The following is a 16,398-nucleotide window of genomic DNA, read 5'->3' as shown; positions in this document are numbered from 1 at the left end:
CGCCATGCGTTGGGGATCCGGCTTAAACGCTTTGTTATATCTAATTTTTTATTTGGTTTGAAATTGCAGCGATACAACGTTTTGCCGAATTACACACACCAGACAACTGAAAGAAACCATGAATTACACCCAAATAACGTTCGCAGTAAGCGTCAACGCCTTGTGAACGCATCAACTTGTATAATTCCTCACCCTCATCGCGTAGTGGGTCAAACTCTGCGGTAATAATAGTTGTAATAGGCAAACCGCTGAAGTCACCGCTTAAAAGATTAAGCTCTGGTTCGGTAATGTCTTTAGAGCTACAGTTCGCGTATAACTCGAAACCAGAAAGAAGCATATTTGCCGTTATAATATAGTCTGAACCATTTTCTCTGTAACTTTGCGAATTACCTGTTGGATCCAGCATTGGGTAAATAAGAATTTGCTGACGAGGCAGCCACTGTTCTAACTTTTTTAGCCTAAGCGTCGTCGCTAAAGCCAACTGCCCTCCAGCGCTATCACCAATAAAGACTAAACGCTCTGAATCACCACCATACTTATGCGCTTGCGCCTTAATGCCAAGTACAGCTTGGTAGACATCATCGTGTGCTGCTGGATAAGCATGTTCAGGCGCCAGCCTGTATTGGATGCAAATAACTATCGAGTTGGATAGAAGAGCAATTTGTCTTAGCTGAGCATCATGTGTCTCAAAGCCACCACTGATGAAACAGCCTCCATGAAAGTAGACCGCTATAGGTAAGTTCACTTCATCTGTAGGCTTGTAAATTTTAACCGGAATACTATTAATTACATCTAAGTATTCGCTTTCAATTTTAGGGCTATCACCAGCTAATATAGTACTACCGACATAGCCAGCCCGACGATCAGTGATTGTTTGTACTGAAGGGCAAAGTTTGCCATTTGATTGAAATTCCTCGACTAGCTCTCTGATGCCAGCTTCTAGGTACTTGGTCATTTTATAACTCTATCACTAAAAAACCGGAGAATAATATACCAGCACAGAAGTATGTATATACATACAGTCTGGATGTGTGATGTAAATTAGATATAACGCCGCAATAAGCGGTGAATGATCGCGTGCTATGTTTGAGCGATAGCGAGTAGGCACGCGAACAAGAATCCGACTTAATTGCTTTGTTATAACTCAAGTACTTTTTCAATTGCTTGCTCTAACAAATTAACCAGCCTACAAAAAAGTAGTGCTAACCAGTACATAATGATTGTGACAAAAGGTAATGCATAGGAAAACAACAAGGCCTCAAGCGATAATAAGTAGTCAAGAGTCTCACCTGGCATTACTTTTTCGGAAATAATTCCAGCCATAGCAAAACCTCTAACATACAAGTCGTCGAGTAATGAAGCTTGTCCTAATACTAGAATTGCCATAGGTATTGTATAAAACTTTAACCATTCTAGCTGAAACTCTTCTTCACTAGAAAGGTTTTGTTGAAGCCCGTAAAGAGCCGCGCATAGGCTTCCCCCCCCAACGAGTAGTAGCAATTTATTATCCCAAGACATATAAATTTGGAATACGTCGTAAAGCAAAGACAATACGATACCTATGCACATAGCTACTCTAGTATCCAAAGTACCTCCACGACTAAAACCTTTGGTTAGTTATAACGCCCAATTAAGGGGTGAGCCACGCAACCACAACACTCAATTTGGACACCGTAAACACTAAACTTGACCCAAACTAAAAGTGCCAAGCGTGGGGAATCCCTCTTAAATTGTTTGTTAGCTTTGAAGCTTATATTTTCGTCGTACTTCATTAACTAGACGATGTCGTGAACTATCTAACCTTTCATGCGGAGCAAAAGAAGAACTAGCGCTATCAAGTAGATTAACAAAGTATTCAAGGCGCTTTATCTCATTACTATTAAGTACTTCGCGTTCTAGTAGGGCTTTAATTTGATCAACAGCGAACCCCTTAGCTGCAATATCTTCTGGAAGCCCTGTTTTAGTACAAAGCCCGTAAGTACCTTGTAAAAAGTGTTCCCAGTCTTCCATGATTGTTTCATTCAATCCCGAGTTTTCAACCTCGCATGTAGCGCCTTTCAAAACAGAAATTGCCTTGCTATAACGATTAGAGAACTCCTCAAATACACGACCTTTACATTTTAGTGTGTGGACTATGCTTAGCCAAGAAATATACCCTCTTGCATAGTACTCCAAAACGTACTTTTCATTATGAGTACCAGTAAATGAACTACAATCGAGTGCAACATTTAAGTTGTACGATGCCAATGGCATCAGCCTCTCGGTTTGATAATACCTAATTTCTTTTTGATCTATATTGGTTACGCTCGACAGTTCTTCCAAGGTGATGAAGTTTGCATTTAAATAATTAACAAGCATCATAAAAACAGTTCCATTATATGTGAGTAAAACACTGACATTACATACAGTATTATACATTACAATTTGAATCGTAAATTCTGATAGTTTGGTACCAAAAAGCTAACATTATTAATAACAGGCAGTCTCGTTTTTCTCCCTGCCCGACTTTCGATTAATTTATCATAACCCACTAAAAATTAGAAAAAATACATCGAGATTTGTACTCTATCCTCACATAAAAACACGCTGGCATGTTATCTCTTTTTAACAATGCGTGTTATCCAAGATGGGAAAAGCACAAGCCTTTAAGAAACAATGACTTACAAAAACAACCATCGGTAAAGCGAGACCAAGCACTCAATAAAACATGCCACTTTCCATATTCAAACTTAATAAACTGTATATATACAGAAAAGAAAGTAAAGATGGTAAGTAAATTATCCATGAACTTGATATTAGATTTTGTAGGTAAAACGCACGCCCCTAAAATGTGTAGAGCATTTGATCTAACAAGAAATGGGGCAAAAGCGGCTTAACATTGCCTCCATCAAATCCGACAAGCGCAGCGCGTCAGCATTCCCCCCCCCCGATTGTACTATAGTGATGGATTTATGCACATAATGGAGTATGAAATGAGCTTCTCAGTTTTACTTATGATCATTGCCTGTCTTGGTTATATTTCTTTCATTTTAGGGCGACCTAGAAAATCGAAAAGTTAAGGAGTACCTCTCGGCGAACGCCATTAAAAAAACACCCCTATTCTGCGCGTAAGATGCAAGATAATTTTGACGTGATCCCCTGCACTGCTGAGCAAGAGTCGTTTCCACAGCACAAACGCTCTTCCCATCTGACGACGAAAAATGAACGGAACTTTCACCTTGCTTTGAAACAGGCGATCCCATCTGACTATGATATTCATTGTCAGGTTTCTTTGATGGCGCTGGTTCAGCCCGTCGATTGGAAAAAAATTCTCGGGCGTGGGCCAAGAGAATGGACTTTGTGATCACAGATTGTCAAACTAAGGTTATGGCTGTGATTGAATTAGACGATAGCACTCACAAGTGGAGCAAGCGAAAGAAACGAGATGAGTACGTCAACAAGGTCCTAGAAGGACAACATCGTTTGGTGAGATTTCAGTCTGCTCGTTTCTATGATCCGGTTCAGATAGAAAGTGACCTTGCCCTTCCCCCTGAAACGCAGTTCTCTACGATTCACACATAAGGATAGATTGTTGTTTATGGAGTGGGCATCTATGGTGCAGATCCTATTTTTTGAAAAAATTGAAAGCAATATTGAGAAAGAAATACCTGATGATATTGAAGAGTATATAAATAAGCCCATTTTCAATGATTTCAGTGTTAGATCGAGTTTCTAGGGGGATAAATGTTGGACATAAAACCATTATTGGGTTTGTTATTTTTCGCGTGGGGGGAGTTTATTTTTATCATTTTGTCGTCTATTCCTTAGGAGATAAAAAACATATCAATCAATTAGTAGACAACTTGGCGAAAGAGCCAGAAAGCTTTAAGAGCAAAAACTACATTGCTATGAATAGTATGGGGGCGGGTGCTCTATTCTCATACTTCTGTATGGTTTATCCTCTTGTAAGACATCGAAGAAGAGAAAAGAAGTGTTCTTCTGACATTTTTATGTGTTTAAACTGGTTGTTTTTTATGACCGCCTTTTGCATCTTGCTTTCTTAGGTGACTATGATGGCTATCTACAAACGGATGGCCATTAACTTATTTGCTTTGTTAGTGTTCAATTCTAGTTGATAAGGCTCACACAAGAGCCTTAATAACATTTATCTTTTTATACCACTTATGCAGCGCGCCAGTTTTAACAGCTGAGTAGACGTTTTAATCTCCAGTAGTCCGATTCCGGCTAAGATTTGCTGAGGAGTGATCAGCTGTCCAGTGGGTAACTCCATTCTGCTTCTGTTCATACTAAACCAATCCAATCTTTACTGTAAGAGAGTTCTAGCCGTTTATACATCCTCATAAGCCGTTTACATTCTTTTGGAATGGTTGCTCCCTTATCCCAATGTTTGACGGTAGCGGCGTTTTTCAAAGCTATCGTCCATTTTATTAACGGTTCATCTACGACTAATCATTAACGTTAGTGAATCTCACGGAATCTATCAACACCCAGCTCTCTCACAAAACTCAGGCCTGAATCCTTGCGAAAGAGCAGTTCACCGTTGTATACGGCTCTTCTCGAGAAATCTCTAATGCTCAGCAGGGCAATGATGCGCTCTCGTTGTGCCTATTTTTGTTCAACAATTTAGGCAATGGCATGCAGTGCCAAATGAGCTGCGCTACCAACCTGCCTAAACCGCTGTCCAGAAGCCATCATGTGTACTCATTCATTACTATTCTGCTAACAGTATGCCATTGAGCGTACTACCATCTGAGAGAGTAAAAACTTCATTATTGAAAAACACGATATCTGTTGTCGTGAAATCATCACGTTTGGATTCTGGAACCATCAGCTCATAGCGCCCTTGAACGTTACCACTCTCTGATAGAACAGTTATAATTACTGCATCTTGTGTTGGCTCTTGCACTATAAACCATCCGAAAGCTTTACCTCCTAGAAACCTTGCTGTTGGATAGCCTTTCAGTCTAGTTTCACCGAGTTCATCAACATACGCTGCAGATTGAGTCTTAAGATGAAAATTTATTATCGCTGTCGCGATAACTAATAGAATGATGCTTACAAGTCCTAAAATTATTTTAAGGGGTTTAGTCATTTTCTATTTCCAAGGTTCTGCTGCCTGGTGAATATCTAAGGTCTTTGTAATCTTCTTGAAGTTCTTCCATTTCTTCATCAGGTTTTACAATAAGCCCCGCCCAATGCGTTTCTATATCAAGCGCATCAAGTAGATCCAATGCAAACTGCATACAATTAAAATCTGTAGCATCATAAGGTTGCCTGTCAGGGCTTCTATAAGGTCCATTCGGGTTTGTCAACCATTGATAGGCTTTATCAAAATATTCACCTATAAATACTACAGCTTCAATTCGACCTCCTTGCCCCGCATTTATTGAAAGTTCACTCATAATATTGACCAAGCTTAATTCAGTTACTCTACCATTTTCGATAATAGAATCAGATATTCGCACATTGTTGACTCCGCCAAGTGCCCCAAACTGTTCATATCGGCGTTTTTCTGCTGCAAGTAATCGTTCAAGAGTGATTCGGCACGCGTGGTATTTTTACTGTGCGTGGGTTACTGAATGAACCCGCTTCTCATAACTACAGTGATTTTTCCTGACCACAGCAATTTGAAAAGGGGCCGATTCCAATCAAGATCACAAGACCATGGATTGACAACTTAGCCCCCTTCGTCAGCGGCAAACTGCACTTTGGCTTTTCCCCAAAAACCAAGAAATCCACCGTCTCCTAGAATTTAGGACGAAACTCTCATTAGGGCTAATGCCACTGACAATCAGACCGTCGACATTATCGGCCTCCGCTTGTCTTGCGAAATGCCAGTCGATACTCATTACCCGTTTTCCTTGTATAAGCGCCTTATTGAGTCGCTGGCTCAACACGACGATAGTAAGACCTTTCGTTTTTGTGATACCCAAGTTTGCTTCAGAAAGGCTGCCTACAGCAACAGGCACTTTCACACTACATGTTTTCTTGTCTTGATGAGTAAATGTATAGTTTGCTTCTCCGACCCGCCCGTTCAGCCTAAAGAGCTGTCCTTGCCTCATATTGTCTACCGTTAGAACACCCAACGCACCTGAAGGTGGTGCGGTTAAGGCGTAACTGAACTGTGAGATAAAAACAGATAAGAGCATATTGAGAATGATGACTCTTTTCATACAAAGGTCTCCCCATTTATTTGAGTATTGGTCGGTTGCACTAACCAATAGATCAGCAGAAACGGCCCGAATAGCGGAATGAAAAAGACCCAGCCCCAATAACCTGATTTGCCAATATCGTGCAGTCGACGTACGATTGCGGAAAGCATAGGTATGACACTGACAACGTCATAAATTATGCCAAACCAAATGACCATATCCATCATGATATCTGCGGTAATACATCCGATAGTCACCAGTGCATGACCCAATATAAACACCCAAAATTCTTTACGGGACGAATGGCCCGAAAAATCTAAGCTTCTTTTCCAAGCGAGAAAATAGAACAGCATAAATGTCACCTCCTTTATCGATTGACGGCCACATTTTGCTCTCAAATCGGGGGTTAAGCGTCCTCAAACGGGTTTTAGGTCGTCTCAAAACGGGTATTGGTCTATGTTTGAGTTTTAATTATATTTCATTGGGTTACCATTAATGATACTCAATAAAGTACCCTTTTATTCATCTAGGACCCACTATGCTTACCATTCCCGTTCCGTTCGTTGTCTCTATGTTACTCGGATTACTGGCGATCACCCTTTTCATCCGAGTGGGTCAACAAGCGAGAGTTGCTAGCCTGTTTTTAGGTCTATGTGCGACGACAACAGCAATGATCGGTTTGCGCTGGACATTTGAGTTAGGCGTCTTCAGCATGGCACAGCCTATTCTTGCTTCGATAATTCCGATTGCTGCGTGGTATACGTTTGCCCTTGCAAGTCGTGATAAAGGCTTCTTGCCCATTCAACATCTCATTGCGCCATTGCTGGTGGCTTTTATCTCTATCACTCAATCTTACTTGGCACTGCCGCTCGATGAAGTCCTTACCTTAATTTACGTTGGATATGGAGTGGCACTGATCCGCTTATCGTCCAAAGAAAAGGCGCTGATTAATGTCTCATTAGGAAATTGGGAAGGGGTAAAGAAAGCAGAGAGTATCGCTGGGTGGATGCTGATCTTTTCCGCGTTTGTGGATACTTTCATGTCTTTAGATTTTGCGTTCAACCAAGGGGAATGGTCTCTTTACATCCTCACTGCGGCACATTTAACTCTGTTGCCCGTGTTATCGATAGCGGTAGTCGTGGCTGGGATCAATACGCCTGTTTCAGCGGAATCACTATCAAAACAACGACACTGTCATAGTGAGGAGCCAACCCGCTGCCCGAGCATGACCAAGGAGCGTGCTCAAGAAATCACTTCTCTATTAGATGCTAAGATTCGCCAAGACTCACTTTACCTCGACCCAGAGCTGACGCTTTCCAAACTTGCACGCAGGTTAGGTGTGCCCGCAAAACAGATTTCAATCGCGGTCAATCAGGTCCACCAGCAGAACATTTCTAAAATCATCAATGAGTATCGTATCGATCACGCTAAATACGTTTTGATGACGTCACAAGATACCATTACCCAAATATTCATGAACTCCGGTTTTCAGACCAAGTCCAACTTTAACCGCGAGTTTTCAAGAATGACGGGGATGACACCAAGTGAATATCGAAAAATAGAGATGCCCCCTAAGTGATCTTCTCCCATAAGACTGGGTATTGAATTAAGGAACTTTGCCGTACACGCAGGGGTTATGCTCACCATCAATATCTTGTAGACACTTAAAACGCTTACAGGAAACGCTCACTACGCTTACAGCGCTTACAGGGACAGGAAAGCGCTTACAGGGACAGGCACTTTTCTTCGTAATGTCCATTAAAGGGACTCTCTGCCCTACGCCTATTTTTTGGCGTTATTATAACCACTTACGGTCCGTGTTTTAGCCACTTAATAGGACTGACTTAGGTGACTGTCCCAAGTTCTGTCCATAGGACTGACTTAGGTGACTGTCCCAAGTTCTGTCCAAGTTCTACAACTCAAGTTCTACAAAGCGCCGTCTCTTTGCTAAGCAAAATGCCAGCTTGGGGAGCCAGACGCGAGCACTTTAAAAAGATGTACCTGAAAAGTGAGGCGGGGCTTAGAAAGCTGCCGAGAGACCCAAGGAATATTCCTTCGGGCCTATGGCATCAATGGGGAGGCTTTTAGTCCAGAATAAGCACCAAACAGGCGGGCTTTCGCCCCCTTAGACTACATAAAATAACGAGGACACACCCTACTCAGAACGGTGCCTGTCCCAGTAAATTTGTGCCAGTAAATTTGTCCCAGTAAATTCCACCAATATTCCGTTAATTGCGCTAAGTGGTTTGCTGATTAAAGCACGACAAAGTGAACACCGAGTCTAGGGCGCAGAACGTGGTCAGGGACAGGATAGACCAGTACAACTGAGTGAAACTTCGGGTTATCGCAAACACAGAAAGCCCAATTAACTATGCCACTCCCCCCTTCAGGATGACGGTGTGGGATTACGGTGTGTGTCCTGAATTTACTTTAATGATAGAAATAACATAATAAAATCTTACGCTTACGATGTGACTGGGCTCGATAATATTGCTCAAAAATATAAAACTCCTTGCAACTGTGAGTATGATGCGCTTGAAATAATCATACATTTGGAGTCACAGTGATTAATAAGCTTAAGTTCGTAGTGCCGCTCTCTATCTTGATGCTAGGCTCAGCTTTTCTAAACGCTTCGAACACCTATGGCTATGAAGTAGAGCAGGCTATCACTTTTGTCTCTACGTTAACGGCCTACATCGCAATAGTAGCACTATTTGCAAAGTGGCGTGATGCGTCGATTTTTAGTCCTACGTTCATTAAATATTACTCGTTCTTGTTCATTGCCATAACAGTGCTCGAAGCTGTATACCCAGCCTACATCTATCGAGACCAAACGCTACCACCTGATTACTGGACTATGTTTTCTATCCAGTTACTCCTTAATTTATTCATCGTAAAGGTTATAAATGAGCGCAACTAGCATGATAAAAGAGTTGAGCCAAGGCGGTCCCTTAGCGACCTTGCTCCTCAAAATGAAAGATCAGATTTCTAACAAAAGTGCCGCAGACCACGCGTATCGAGACTTGTACCCGATCCTTGAAGAGCTATTGGCTAAAGGATACGCGTTTGAGTCACAAGAGATGCAAAGCGCCGTCTCTTTGCTAAGCAAAATGCCAGCTTGGGGAGCCAGACGCGAGCACTTTAAAAAGATGTACCTGAAAAGTGAGGCGGGGCTTAGAAAGCTGCCGAGAGACCCAAGGAATATTCCTTCGGGCCTATGGCATTAATGGGGAGGCTTTTAGTCCAGAATAAGCACCAAACAGGCGGGCTTTCGCCCCCTTAGACTACATAAAATAACGAGGACACACCCTACTCAGAACGGTGCCTGTCCCAGTAAATTCGCCCCAGTAAATTCGCCTCAGTAAATTCGCCAGTAAGTTCAGTACGTTGCCAGTAAGTTGAGTAAGTTAAACGCTTAATTACCCCAACAAAATGCACTATGCCACTACATCCCATTCACTCAATGGAGCTTTATGTTACCATGCATACCTCTGTCTTATGATATTAACTAAAGATACTAATATGGAACTCGAACTGAAAAAAATAACGAATAAAAAAGGGCATGCCGTTAAAGCAATTACTCTCGCATTCTTAATCGACATCATAGGCTCCGCCGTCCTATTCATGGCATGTATATTTTTGTATACACTTCAGCTAATGAACAATGGTTTAAATGAAACACAAGTGCTCGAAACGTTGACGGGTATGGATCTTATGTCACCTTTATACCTTTCTGGCTTCTTTCTAATAAGTCTCGTTTCCTGTTATGCCGGATATTTTTGTGCAAAGGTGTCTGAAATCCATGAATATAGAAATGTAGCTATATTGTCATTAATTAATTCAGCACTTGGCTCTTTTTTGGTTGGGCATTTGTATTCAGTTGAAAATATAATACTTGCCGTAGGTAATATGGTGATTTACTTCATAGGGGCCTACCTTTGGAAAAGAAAAAATCGGATGATGGGTGTACTGACTAGGTAACATAACCCATTGTTCAAGAGTGACTCAGCACGCGTGAAATTGTGACTATGCGTGGGTTTTAAGTGGTTAAGGTGATGGCGGAAGCATCGGTATTGCGTGCTCAACACCTTAACACAACGTTTGATTGGGGTTAACCATCCATTCCCCTGATTAATATTGACTTGGTGGTATAGCCGTTGGTCTAATTAAACAACAGCTAAGATGTAAGGTATTGAAATGGAAATTGTACAAAAAAAAGGCAAAAATAAAGTGACGTTTAGTTTCGGACAAGACAGGTTGAATTACGCTTGTGAAGGAGCCTCAGGTAAAAGTGATGTCGATCTTTATTACGGTGACTTGTCTAAAAAACGTTCTGAACGCATTGAGCAAAATGAATGGCTAAGGAATGTAGGCGTTCTTTGGATTGGGATTGGTATTTTTCAAAGTGCCTATGGCAGTTTTACACATCAAGCACTGTATTTTGATCCAATGTGGTTCTTCATAGGTAGTGCTTGTTTAATTTGGGCTATGTTATCAAAAATTACGTACTCAGTGTATAAAACTGAAGACGTCAACCTCTTCATCATTCAGGACAAACAACATGATACAATAGTCGATGCCTTAATGAGTCGCCGTAAAGAGCAACTTTTAGCGTGGTATGCAGATATTAATATGGAGAATGAGCTAGCCAGTGAAATCAATAAATTTAAATGGTTAGTTGAACAAGAAGTGTTGAGCGAAGAAGAATCAAAGCAAAAGATTGAAGAAGTTACCTACTATCATAAAGAGCAAGGTAACACAGAACGAGTTCTTAACTAGTCATAAACGTATACAGATACGCAGGAACAGACTCCGTGGGTATTCTATACCCAAGCCGATGGCGTGGCCGTGCATTTAATATATCAGCAATGTCATTGCAGCGTTTCTGGAAGTGCGTTTTAGTCAATATTGTTACTTTTTAGTGCTCGTCAGTTGCTTTTTGCTTGCTAAATGCGAATTCAGACCCAGTCAACTGTTCGAGGTTTACGTTTGGTAGCGTTGCTCACACCTTAGTGCAACGTTAAGTTTAAGGTGGAAACAATGAGTATTGAGGTATGGATATCTTTTGTATTAGCGTCACTGGCATTGGTCTTGTCTCCGGGGCCAACTGTCTTTCTGGTCATAGGACAAAGTTTGTCTTATGGTCGTAAATCGGTTCTTCCCATGATTTTGGGCGTCATTTCAGGTGATGTTATTGCGCTCACTTTCTCCCTTTTGGGCGTCGGGGCAATTTTAGCCACCTCTTCATTGGCCTTTAATGTAATGAAATGGCTTGGAGCGGGATATCTTATTTATTTAGGTGTTAAAGCGTGGCTAAGTCCAGTGGTGACGAAAGAAATACAATTTGAGCCAGCAGGTAGATCATGGAAAGTTTATCGAGACTCGCTACTAGTGACCGCCTTAAACCCTAAAGGGTTGATCTTTTTTATGGCATTCTTCCCATTATTTATCAATCCAGAATCATCGAATGTTTGGACGCAGATGTGGATCTTATCGATAACCTTCATTTTTACTTCATTTTGTAGCGTGAGTTTCTATGCTTTCTTTGGCGGCAAAATTAGAGGGTATATCTCATCAGAAAAAGGCCAAAAAATATTCAATAAACTGAGTGGTAGTTTGCTTTTAAGTGCTGGCTTAGCTACCTCAACGTTGAGACAATAAGCGACAGGGACCACAGTTGAAATATTCTATGATACCCAAGCGCTTAATATTGTTATGTACGGTTGTGCGAGTACGCTCGTCTCTGAAGAGCCCCCCAATTGAGCGTAACAGATCTTCCCCAATTAACGGATGGTAAAGTCACAGTAGGTATTGTTCGAAAAAAATTTTATGGCCTCAGCAATCCACTATTGGTCTGTGTATAACACACTGATCAAGACGGACTGCCAACGTCCAGCAATGTGAACTCTGGTTAAGTTGGGTGTTTGTGGTTTGTTGGTCGCCACTTAACAGAGCGTTATTTTCTAGGGGAAGCTATGTATATCGAGCCTTGGAACGATATTGCAAATTATCCTAATAGTTATCGTACTGCGGTAGGTGCAGAACTTGATCGTGAAATCGGTTGCGGGCATGTTTTAAATAAACTTAATTTCGAGTTGTTAGCAAAACGCGACGATTGCGATGATGTATTGCTGTCTTCTAAAGACCGTTATTTTATCGTTCATTTAACTTGGTCTGGGAAAGCGGAGAAAAAACCCTACCCAAAAACTGATGTTTTTGATTCTAGGGAAGAGCTTGATAATAAACTTCGCTTAGACGCTGAATTATTTTAAAAAGCAAGGTGAATGGGGACCGGCGCTTTTCTGCCCACCTATTCCTAGTATATTCCATTGTTTTATCAACACTTCCCATAAAGTCACAGTTAGGAGCAAGTTCTTTCTTAGTATTGCACATTTCACTTTCAAAGAGCGCCATGCCCTCCCCAAAATGAGTGAAATAGAGCGGTGTTAACAACTCAACCGAACTTAATTGAGTGCCCTAAGACGTTACTACCCTTCTAAAATAATCCCCTAACCTACTGAACCCGCGCCTCACGCCAGCCTCGAAGTACGATCTTGCTCAAGGATGATTAAGATCACTTAAAATTGAATATGAAGTGTTTTTTAAAATTATTTTTGGTGATATCTTTCCAGTTATTAACATAAAATGAATATGAATCTAAGATTCACCCTCCCCCCTTTAGCGCCCAAGAAAAAGCGATAACGTGTATTTGCGTTTGAAACGATAACAAAGCTAGGCAGTATTAATGGCAGAGATTAAGCGGAAAAACGAAACATTTGAGTACTCAAGTTTTGTTGTTGGACACCACTATTCAAAACTTGATGCCATGGCACTTGGCCATGTCGCCCCTCCAAAACAAGCAAGAGATATCACCGGAATCACGCGTTTTAGTAACTGTGTGGTTCTGTTCGTGACCCTCAACAAAGAAAACAAGCAAAGCGCGTATCAATACCAAGACTCTTTTGCTCTCCACGGGCGGATGTTTACGTGGGAATCACAAAACCTCAACACTCCTACAACTCCGCATATGCAGATGATTATCCAGCATAAACCCGTGCTCTTATTTGCCCGTGTCCATGAAAAAATTAAAGGCCGCACTCAAGCGTTTATTTACGTTGGTCGCCTGCGTTGCAAAGACTACAGCTACCTGACAGACAGTAAAGAAATCCCAGTAGAAGTAACCTATGATGTGATTGATTTTCAAGCTGAGCCGTCCCCACAACTGAATGCGTTATATGTTTGGCGGGCAAGTCATGAGGCGTTGATTAATACCTCAGCTTCCGTGTTACTTGAGACACCAAAACCGAAGGCTAAAAAGCCCCCCCCTGCGACCAGCACTAAAAGAAAAAGTCAACAAAACCAGCCTAATTGGGCAGAGATTGATGAAAACAATAGAAACCTAGGGCTCGCGGGTGAAAGGCTGGTCTTGGGTTTTGAGAAGCAATATTTACTGAGTGAGAATAGGCAGGACTTAGCCGAAAAAATAGAGCATATTGCCTTAAAAGATTCAGATGCGGGCTATGACATTCTCTCTTTCGATAAAGAGGGTAAGGAAAAATACATCGAGGTAAAAACGACCAACAAGTCGAAAGGGACGGCTTTCTTTATCTCTCGAAATGAAGTGAAGATGTCTCAAGCATACGGGGATCAATATTGGGTTTATCGCGTTTATAGCATGAACAAGTCATTGGAAACGGTCAATTTCTATAGGCTTAATGGCGCCGTCGACACACACGTTGATTTAGTCCCGACCGTGTATAAAGCCAGCCTACGTAAAGAATAACCCCCAAGGGCGTTACCTTGGGATCAATACCGACAAAAAAGCCGCCAAGGGCGGCTTTTTATTGGGCAGTGTGTTCACCCAGACAGGCTCAGCAGGAAAAGCTCAGGTGGCCGTTAATGCACTGGCTGGTCGCTGTCGCTGTAAAATTTACCAAAGTACTGCTCCATCACTTCTGGCGTCAATTCACCCGCTGCGTCGAGTCGTTTAAGCTCTGCCGCAATGGCTTTTTGCTCTTCGAGTGAAGGCAATGCCACTTCCGGTGTCTCACTGGCGTCCTGCGTCATCTGCTCAAGATCTTTTTCAAAATCACTCATGGGTAGTTACCGTCCCTTCAAAACGTATCATCACAAACGGGGCTCAGTGTCACCACTTGACCCCACGTATTCTAGTCTCTCGCTTACAGCTTGAAGCTCCCCACCATGCGATCAAGGCGCTCAGACAAGGCTTTCAGATCTGAACTCGCTGACGCCAGTTCTTCCGCCGTGCTGGTGGTCACTTCATTGACGGCGTTGATTTCTTCAATGTTTTGGTTGATGGTGTGCACCACGGTGGACTGCTCTTCCGTCGCAGTCGCGACCTGAGTGTTGCGGTCCGAGATGTCATGAATGCGGTCCGAGATACTGACCAAGACGTCCACGGCTTCATCCGACGATGACACCCCTTCAGACGTCATGGTTTTTCCCGCTTCCATGGCGGTCACGGCGTCTTTGGCATCACTTTGCAGTTGGTTGATCATTTTCTGGATTTCTTCGGTCGAGTCGGCGGTGCGGCTGGCGAGCTTACGCACTTCATCCGCCACCACAGCAAAGCCACGCCCTTGCTCTCCAGCCCGCGCCGCTTCAATCGCAGCGTTAAGTGCAAGCAGGTTGGTTTGCTCTGAGATATCGCGGATCACATCGAGGATGGAACCAATTTCCTGTGTGGTCGACGCCAGTTGCCCCACCACTTGGCTGGTGTTTTCGATGTCGGTCGCTAAGCGGCTGATCGCGTCTTTGGCTTTGTTGACCACGCTTTGACCTTCTTCGCTGTTGCTAGAGGCTTGGTTGGCGGTCTCAGCAGCGGTGGCCGCATTGGAAGCAATTTCACTGATGGTGGCGCCCATCTGGTTGATCGCCGCCACCACTTGCAGGGTTTGATCACGTTGGATGTGGCTGTTATCGCGCGTGGTGTTGGCTTTGTGCGACACGCTGTCGGAGGCGCTCTGCAATGCACCACTGGTCGAGGCCACTTCTTTCATCGATTGATGAATTTTCTCGATAAATCCGTTGAACCCTTCTGACAATTGGCCAATTTCGTCGCCACTAGTGACTTCAATGCGTTGCGATAAATCGCCGTCACCACGCCCTAAGTCGGTAAAGCGCGCCGCCAGTGATTTGATTGGTCGGGTAATGCTGTTGGCTAAAAAGAGTCCCATAAGGATAAACAAGCCCGCGACCACAACGGTGGTGATCATCATTTGCGTGGCAACGCGGTCCAAATCAGCGAACACTTCTTGAACGGGCGCGACGCCAATCACAAACCAATCCATGGAAGGAATATACAGGCTTGAGACAAACACTTGCTTGCCATCGGACTGGGTTTCTATCAAGTTGAAGCCTGATTTGTTTAACAGTGATGAGGCTTCACTGCCGTAAAGCTGAGACAATGTCGAGCTCGCTTTACTTTGCTGACGGTGGATTTGTACCTGCCCTGAAGCGTCAGCCAAAAAGACAAAACCCGTGTCTTCTATCTGGAAGCCATTCAGTAGACGGACCATATCGTTCATCGACTTAGACATGCCCGACATACTAGACCCGTTGAGGAACTGGAAATTGGCGAACATTTTCACTTCACCACTGGATTCCTGAAACATGCTGACCATGGTTTCTTTGCCCGATTGGGTAAACCCAAAGAACCAACCGTCTTGCTGCGGGTTCAATTGGCGTAAGAAGCCGTTTTGGTTCCAGTAATGCGCGGTATTTCGGTTAGCAACGGAGGCATCATTGAGACCATATTGCTGGCGAACATTGTTCAATTCTTTGATCAATTTGGTTTCTAAGGCCGGGTCCATGTCAGGGTTGCTGATCGCTTCCTTAATGAATTCGCTGTTGGCGACCTGCGCCGCCGCGCGCAGCAGTTGAATCACATCAAAGTCTATTTGACTTTTGATCTGCTCCAACATGGAGGGTAATTCAATACCAACAAGGCGATGTTCAAGCAGCTCTCGTGCTTGTCTCTGTGCCATCACCCCGACAATTATGGTCGAAGCAAGGACAGCAAAAGTAATACCCGCAACAACCTTTTGCTTAATACTCATTGCGTTTCGTTTTATCATTAAAGTGGCCTTTTTAGCGCTAAATCATTGTTTGGATTGTTAAATTATGGTGAGAGCAACGGCGAAAATTCTTACCAAGCTCCGTTCAGCCTCAACTCAACTCATTATATCGGACGTAGGTTATATTTCTTTACTGAATAATTCATCAT

At 42.8% G+C, this 16,398-nt stretch carries 19 protein-coding genes; 10 read left to right on the top strand and 9 right to left on the bottom strand.

Annotated elements, in window-relative coordinates; genetic code table 11:
* Positions 1-40: 40 nt before the first annotated feature.
* From HLM86_RS10610 to HLM86_RS10600, 3 genes are all read right to left on the bottom strand, one after another.
* Complete coding sequence (locus tag HLM86_RS10610; RefSeq protein ID WP_170882789.1) at positions 41-955, bottom strand: alpha/beta hydrolase; 915 nt, start codon at positions 953-955, stop codon at positions 41-43.
* Positions 956-1,137: 182 nt separating this feature from the next.
* Positions 1,138-1,587 carry a hypothetical protein gene (locus tag HLM86_RS10605; protein WP_170882788.1) on the bottom strand — a complete coding sequence of 150 codons (450 nt, stop codon included), beginning with the start codon at positions 1,585-1,587 and terminating at the stop codon, positions 1,138-1,140.
* Between the two features lie 150 nt (positions 1,588-1,737).
* Positions 1,738-2,361 carry a DUF6058 family natural product biosynthesis protein gene (locus tag HLM86_RS10600; RefSeq protein WP_076589149.1) on the bottom strand — a complete coding sequence of 208 codons (624 nt, stop codon included), beginning with the start codon at positions 2,359-2,361 and terminating at the stop codon, positions 1,738-1,740.
* Positions 2,362-3,112: 751 nt separating this feature from the next.
* On the opposite strand from HLM86_RS10600, the gene HLM86_RS20485 reads away from it, so the two are divergent.
* Positions 3,113-3,343 (top strand): DUF2726 domain-containing protein, encoded by a 231-nt coding sequence (locus tag HLM86_RS20485; protein ID WP_390226091.1) that lies wholly within the window; start codon positions 3,113-3,115, stop codon positions 3,341-3,343.
* A complete protein-coding gene (locus HLM86_RS20480; protein WP_390226094.1) occupies positions 3,331-3,561 on the top strand; it encodes a DUF2726 domain-containing protein in 231 nt (76 codons plus the stop codon). The genes HLM86_RS20485 and HLM86_RS20480 overlap by 13 nt, the downstream gene beginning before the upstream one ends.
* A gap of 1,150 nt (positions 3,562-4,711) precedes the next feature.
* On the opposite strand, the gene HLM86_RS10590 is transcribed toward HLM86_RS20480, so the two are convergent.
* The 4 genes from HLM86_RS10590 to HLM86_RS10575 all read right to left on the bottom strand — a co-directional run bounded on the left by HLM86_RS10590 (position 4,712) and on the right by HLM86_RS10575 (position 6,505).
* Entirely contained in the window at positions 4,712-5,092 is a 381-nt protein-coding gene (locus HLM86_RS10590; protein ID WP_076589152.1) for a hypothetical protein, read from the bottom strand.
* Complete coding sequence (locus tag HLM86_RS10585) at positions 5,085-5,465, bottom strand: hypothetical protein (protein ID WP_076589153.1); 381 nt, start codon at positions 5,463-5,465, stop codon at positions 5,085-5,087. Before HLM86_RS10585 ends, HLM86_RS10590 begins: the two co-directional genes overlap by 8 nt.
* Positions 5,466-5,690: 225 nt before the next feature.
* Positions 5,691-6,173 carry a hypothetical protein gene (locus HLM86_RS10580; protein WP_170882787.1) on the bottom strand — a complete coding sequence of 161 codons (483 nt, stop codon included), beginning with the start codon at positions 6,171-6,173 and terminating at the stop codon, positions 5,691-5,693.
* On the bottom strand, positions 6,170-6,505 hold the full coding sequence (locus HLM86_RS10575) for a DUF805 domain-containing protein (protein ID WP_076589155.1): 336 nt from the start codon (positions 6,503-6,505) through the stop codon (positions 6,170-6,172). The genes HLM86_RS10580 and HLM86_RS10575 overlap by 4 nt, the downstream gene beginning before the upstream one ends.
* Positions 6,506-6,690: 185 nt before the next feature.
* Between HLM86_RS10575 and HLM86_RS10570 the strand changes: the two genes are divergently transcribed.
* From HLM86_RS10570 to HLM86_RS10535, 8 genes are all read left to right on the top strand, one after another.
* Positions 6,691-7,731 carry a helix-turn-helix domain-containing protein gene (locus HLM86_RS10570; protein WP_170882786.1) on the top strand — a complete coding sequence of 347 codons (1,041 nt, stop codon included), beginning with the start codon at positions 6,691-6,693 and terminating at the stop codon, positions 7,729-7,731.
* Positions 7,732-8,715: 984 nt separating this feature from the next.
* The gene (locus HLM86_RS10565) at positions 8,716-9,072 is read left to right on the top strand and encodes a hypothetical protein (RefSeq protein WP_170882785.1); all 357 of its coding nucleotides are present in this window, start codon (positions 8,716-8,718) and stop codon (positions 9,070-9,072) included.
* A 1-nt stretch (position 9,073) separates the two neighbouring features.
* Positions 9,074-9,379, top strand: coding sequence for a hypothetical protein (locus tag HLM86_RS10560; protein WP_170882784.1), 306 nt, complete (start codon positions 9,074-9,076; stop codon positions 9,377-9,379).
* Between the two features lie 295 nt (positions 9,380-9,674).
* Positions 9,675-10,133: a hypothetical protein gene (locus HLM86_RS10555; RefSeq protein WP_245798203.1), complete on the top strand. Its 459-nt coding sequence runs from the start codon at positions 9,675-9,677 to the stop codon at positions 10,131-10,133.
* Between the two features lie 216 nt (positions 10,134-10,349).
* Positions 10,350-10,931 carry a hypothetical protein gene (locus HLM86_RS10550; RefSeq protein ID WP_076589157.1) on the top strand — a complete coding sequence of 194 codons (582 nt, stop codon included), beginning with the start codon at positions 10,350-10,352 and terminating at the stop codon, positions 10,929-10,931.
* 261 nt (positions 10,932-11,192) lie between these two features.
* A complete protein-coding gene (locus HLM86_RS10545; protein ID WP_076589158.1) occupies positions 11,193-11,813 on the top strand; it encodes a LysE family translocator in 621 nt (206 codons plus the stop codon).
* Positions 11,814-12,127: 314 nt separating this feature from the next.
* Entirely contained in the window at positions 12,128-12,424 is a 297-nt protein-coding gene (locus HLM86_RS10540) for a hypothetical protein (RefSeq protein WP_170882783.1), read from the top strand.
* 473 nt (positions 12,425-12,897) lie between these two features.
* The gene (locus HLM86_RS10535) at positions 12,898-13,935 is read left to right on the top strand and encodes a DUF3427 domain-containing protein (protein WP_170882782.1); all 1,038 of its coding nucleotides are present in this window, start codon (positions 12,898-12,900) and stop codon (positions 13,933-13,935) included.
* 113 nt (positions 13,936-14,048) lie between these two features.
* Here HLM86_RS10535 and HLM86_RS10530 read toward each other — a convergent pair whose 3' ends face one another.
* Together HLM86_RS10530 and HLM86_RS10525 are read right to left on the bottom strand one after the other, a co-directional pair.
* A complete protein-coding gene (locus tag HLM86_RS10530; protein ID WP_076589161.1) occupies positions 14,049-14,249 on the bottom strand; it encodes a restriction endonuclease subunit S domain-containing protein in 201 nt (66 codons plus the stop codon).
* A gap of 83 nt (positions 14,250-14,332) precedes the next feature.
* Positions 14,333-16,249 (bottom strand): methyl-accepting chemotaxis protein, encoded by a 1,917-nt coding sequence (locus HLM86_RS10525; protein WP_076589162.1) that lies wholly within the window; start codon positions 16,247-16,249, stop codon positions 14,333-14,335.
* Positions 16,250-16,398 lie beyond the last annotated feature (149 nt).

The sequence above is a fragment of the Vibrio ostreicida genome, assembly GCF_013074385.2.
In the GTDB taxonomy this organism is placed as follows: domain Bacteria; phylum Pseudomonadota; class Gammaproteobacteria; order Enterobacterales; family Vibrionaceae; genus Vibrio; species Vibrio ostreicida.
Note: the sequence above shows the minus strand (reverse complement) of the source record. Positions and strands in the feature narration are given on the sequence as shown.

Coding starts and splice junctions, on each gene's coding strand:
- HLM86_RS10550 (WP_076589157.1), top strand. CDS start 10,350: ATGGAAATTGTACAAAAAAAAGGCAAAAATAAAGTGACGTTTAGTTTC.
- HLM86_RS10540 (WP_170882783.1), top strand. CDS start 12,128: ATGTATATCGAGCCTTGGAACGATATTGCAAATTATCCTAATAGTTAT.
- HLM86_RS20485 (WP_390226091.1), top strand. CDS start 3,113: ATGCAAGATAATTTTGACGTGATCCCCTGCACTGCTGAGCAAGAGTCG.
- HLM86_RS20480 (WP_390226094.1), top strand. CDS start 3,331: ATGGACTTTGTGATCACAGATTGTCAAACTAAGGTTATGGCTGTGATT.
- HLM86_RS10555 (WP_245798203.1), top strand. CDS start 9,675: ATGGAACTCGAACTGAAAAAAATAACGAATAAAAAAGGGCATGCCGTT.
- HLM86_RS10570 (WP_170882786.1), top strand. CDS start 6,691: ATGCTTACCATTCCCGTTCCGTTCGTTGTCTCTATGTTACTCGGATTA.
- HLM86_RS10525 (WP_076589162.1), bottom strand. CDS start 16,249: ATGATAAAACGAAACGCAATGAGTATTAAGCAAAAGGTTGTTGCGGGT.
- HLM86_RS10575 (WP_076589155.1), bottom strand. CDS start 6,505: ATGCTGTTCTATTTTCTCGCTTGGAAAAGAAGCTTAGATTTTTCGGGC.
- HLM86_RS10580 (WP_170882787.1), bottom strand. CDS start 6,173: ATGAAAAGAGTCATCATTCTCAATATGCTCTTATCTGTTTTTATCTCA.
- HLM86_RS10610 (WP_170882789.1), bottom strand. CDS start 955: ATGACCAAGTACCTAGAAGCTGGCATCAGAGAGCTAGTCGAGGAATTT.
- HLM86_RS10560 (WP_170882784.1), top strand. CDS start 9,074: ATGATAAAAGAGTTGAGCCAAGGCGGTCCCTTAGCGACCTTGCTCCTC.
- HLM86_RS10600 (WP_076589149.1), bottom strand. CDS start 2,361: ATGATGCTTGTTAATTATTTAAATGCAAACTTCATCACCTTGGAAGAA.
- HLM86_RS10545 (WP_076589158.1), top strand. CDS start 11,193: ATGAGTATTGAGGTATGGATATCTTTTGTATTAGCGTCACTGGCATTG.
- HLM86_RS10590 (WP_076589152.1), bottom strand. CDS start 5,092: ATGACTAAACCCCTTAAAATAATTTTAGGACTTGTAAGCATCATTCTA.
- HLM86_RS10535 (WP_170882782.1), top strand. CDS start 12,898: ATGGCAGAGATTAAGCGGAAAAACGAAACATTTGAGTACTCAAGTTTT.
- HLM86_RS10530 (WP_076589161.1), bottom strand. CDS start 14,249: ATGAGTGATTTTGAAAAAGATCTTGAGCAGATGACGCAGGACGCCAGT.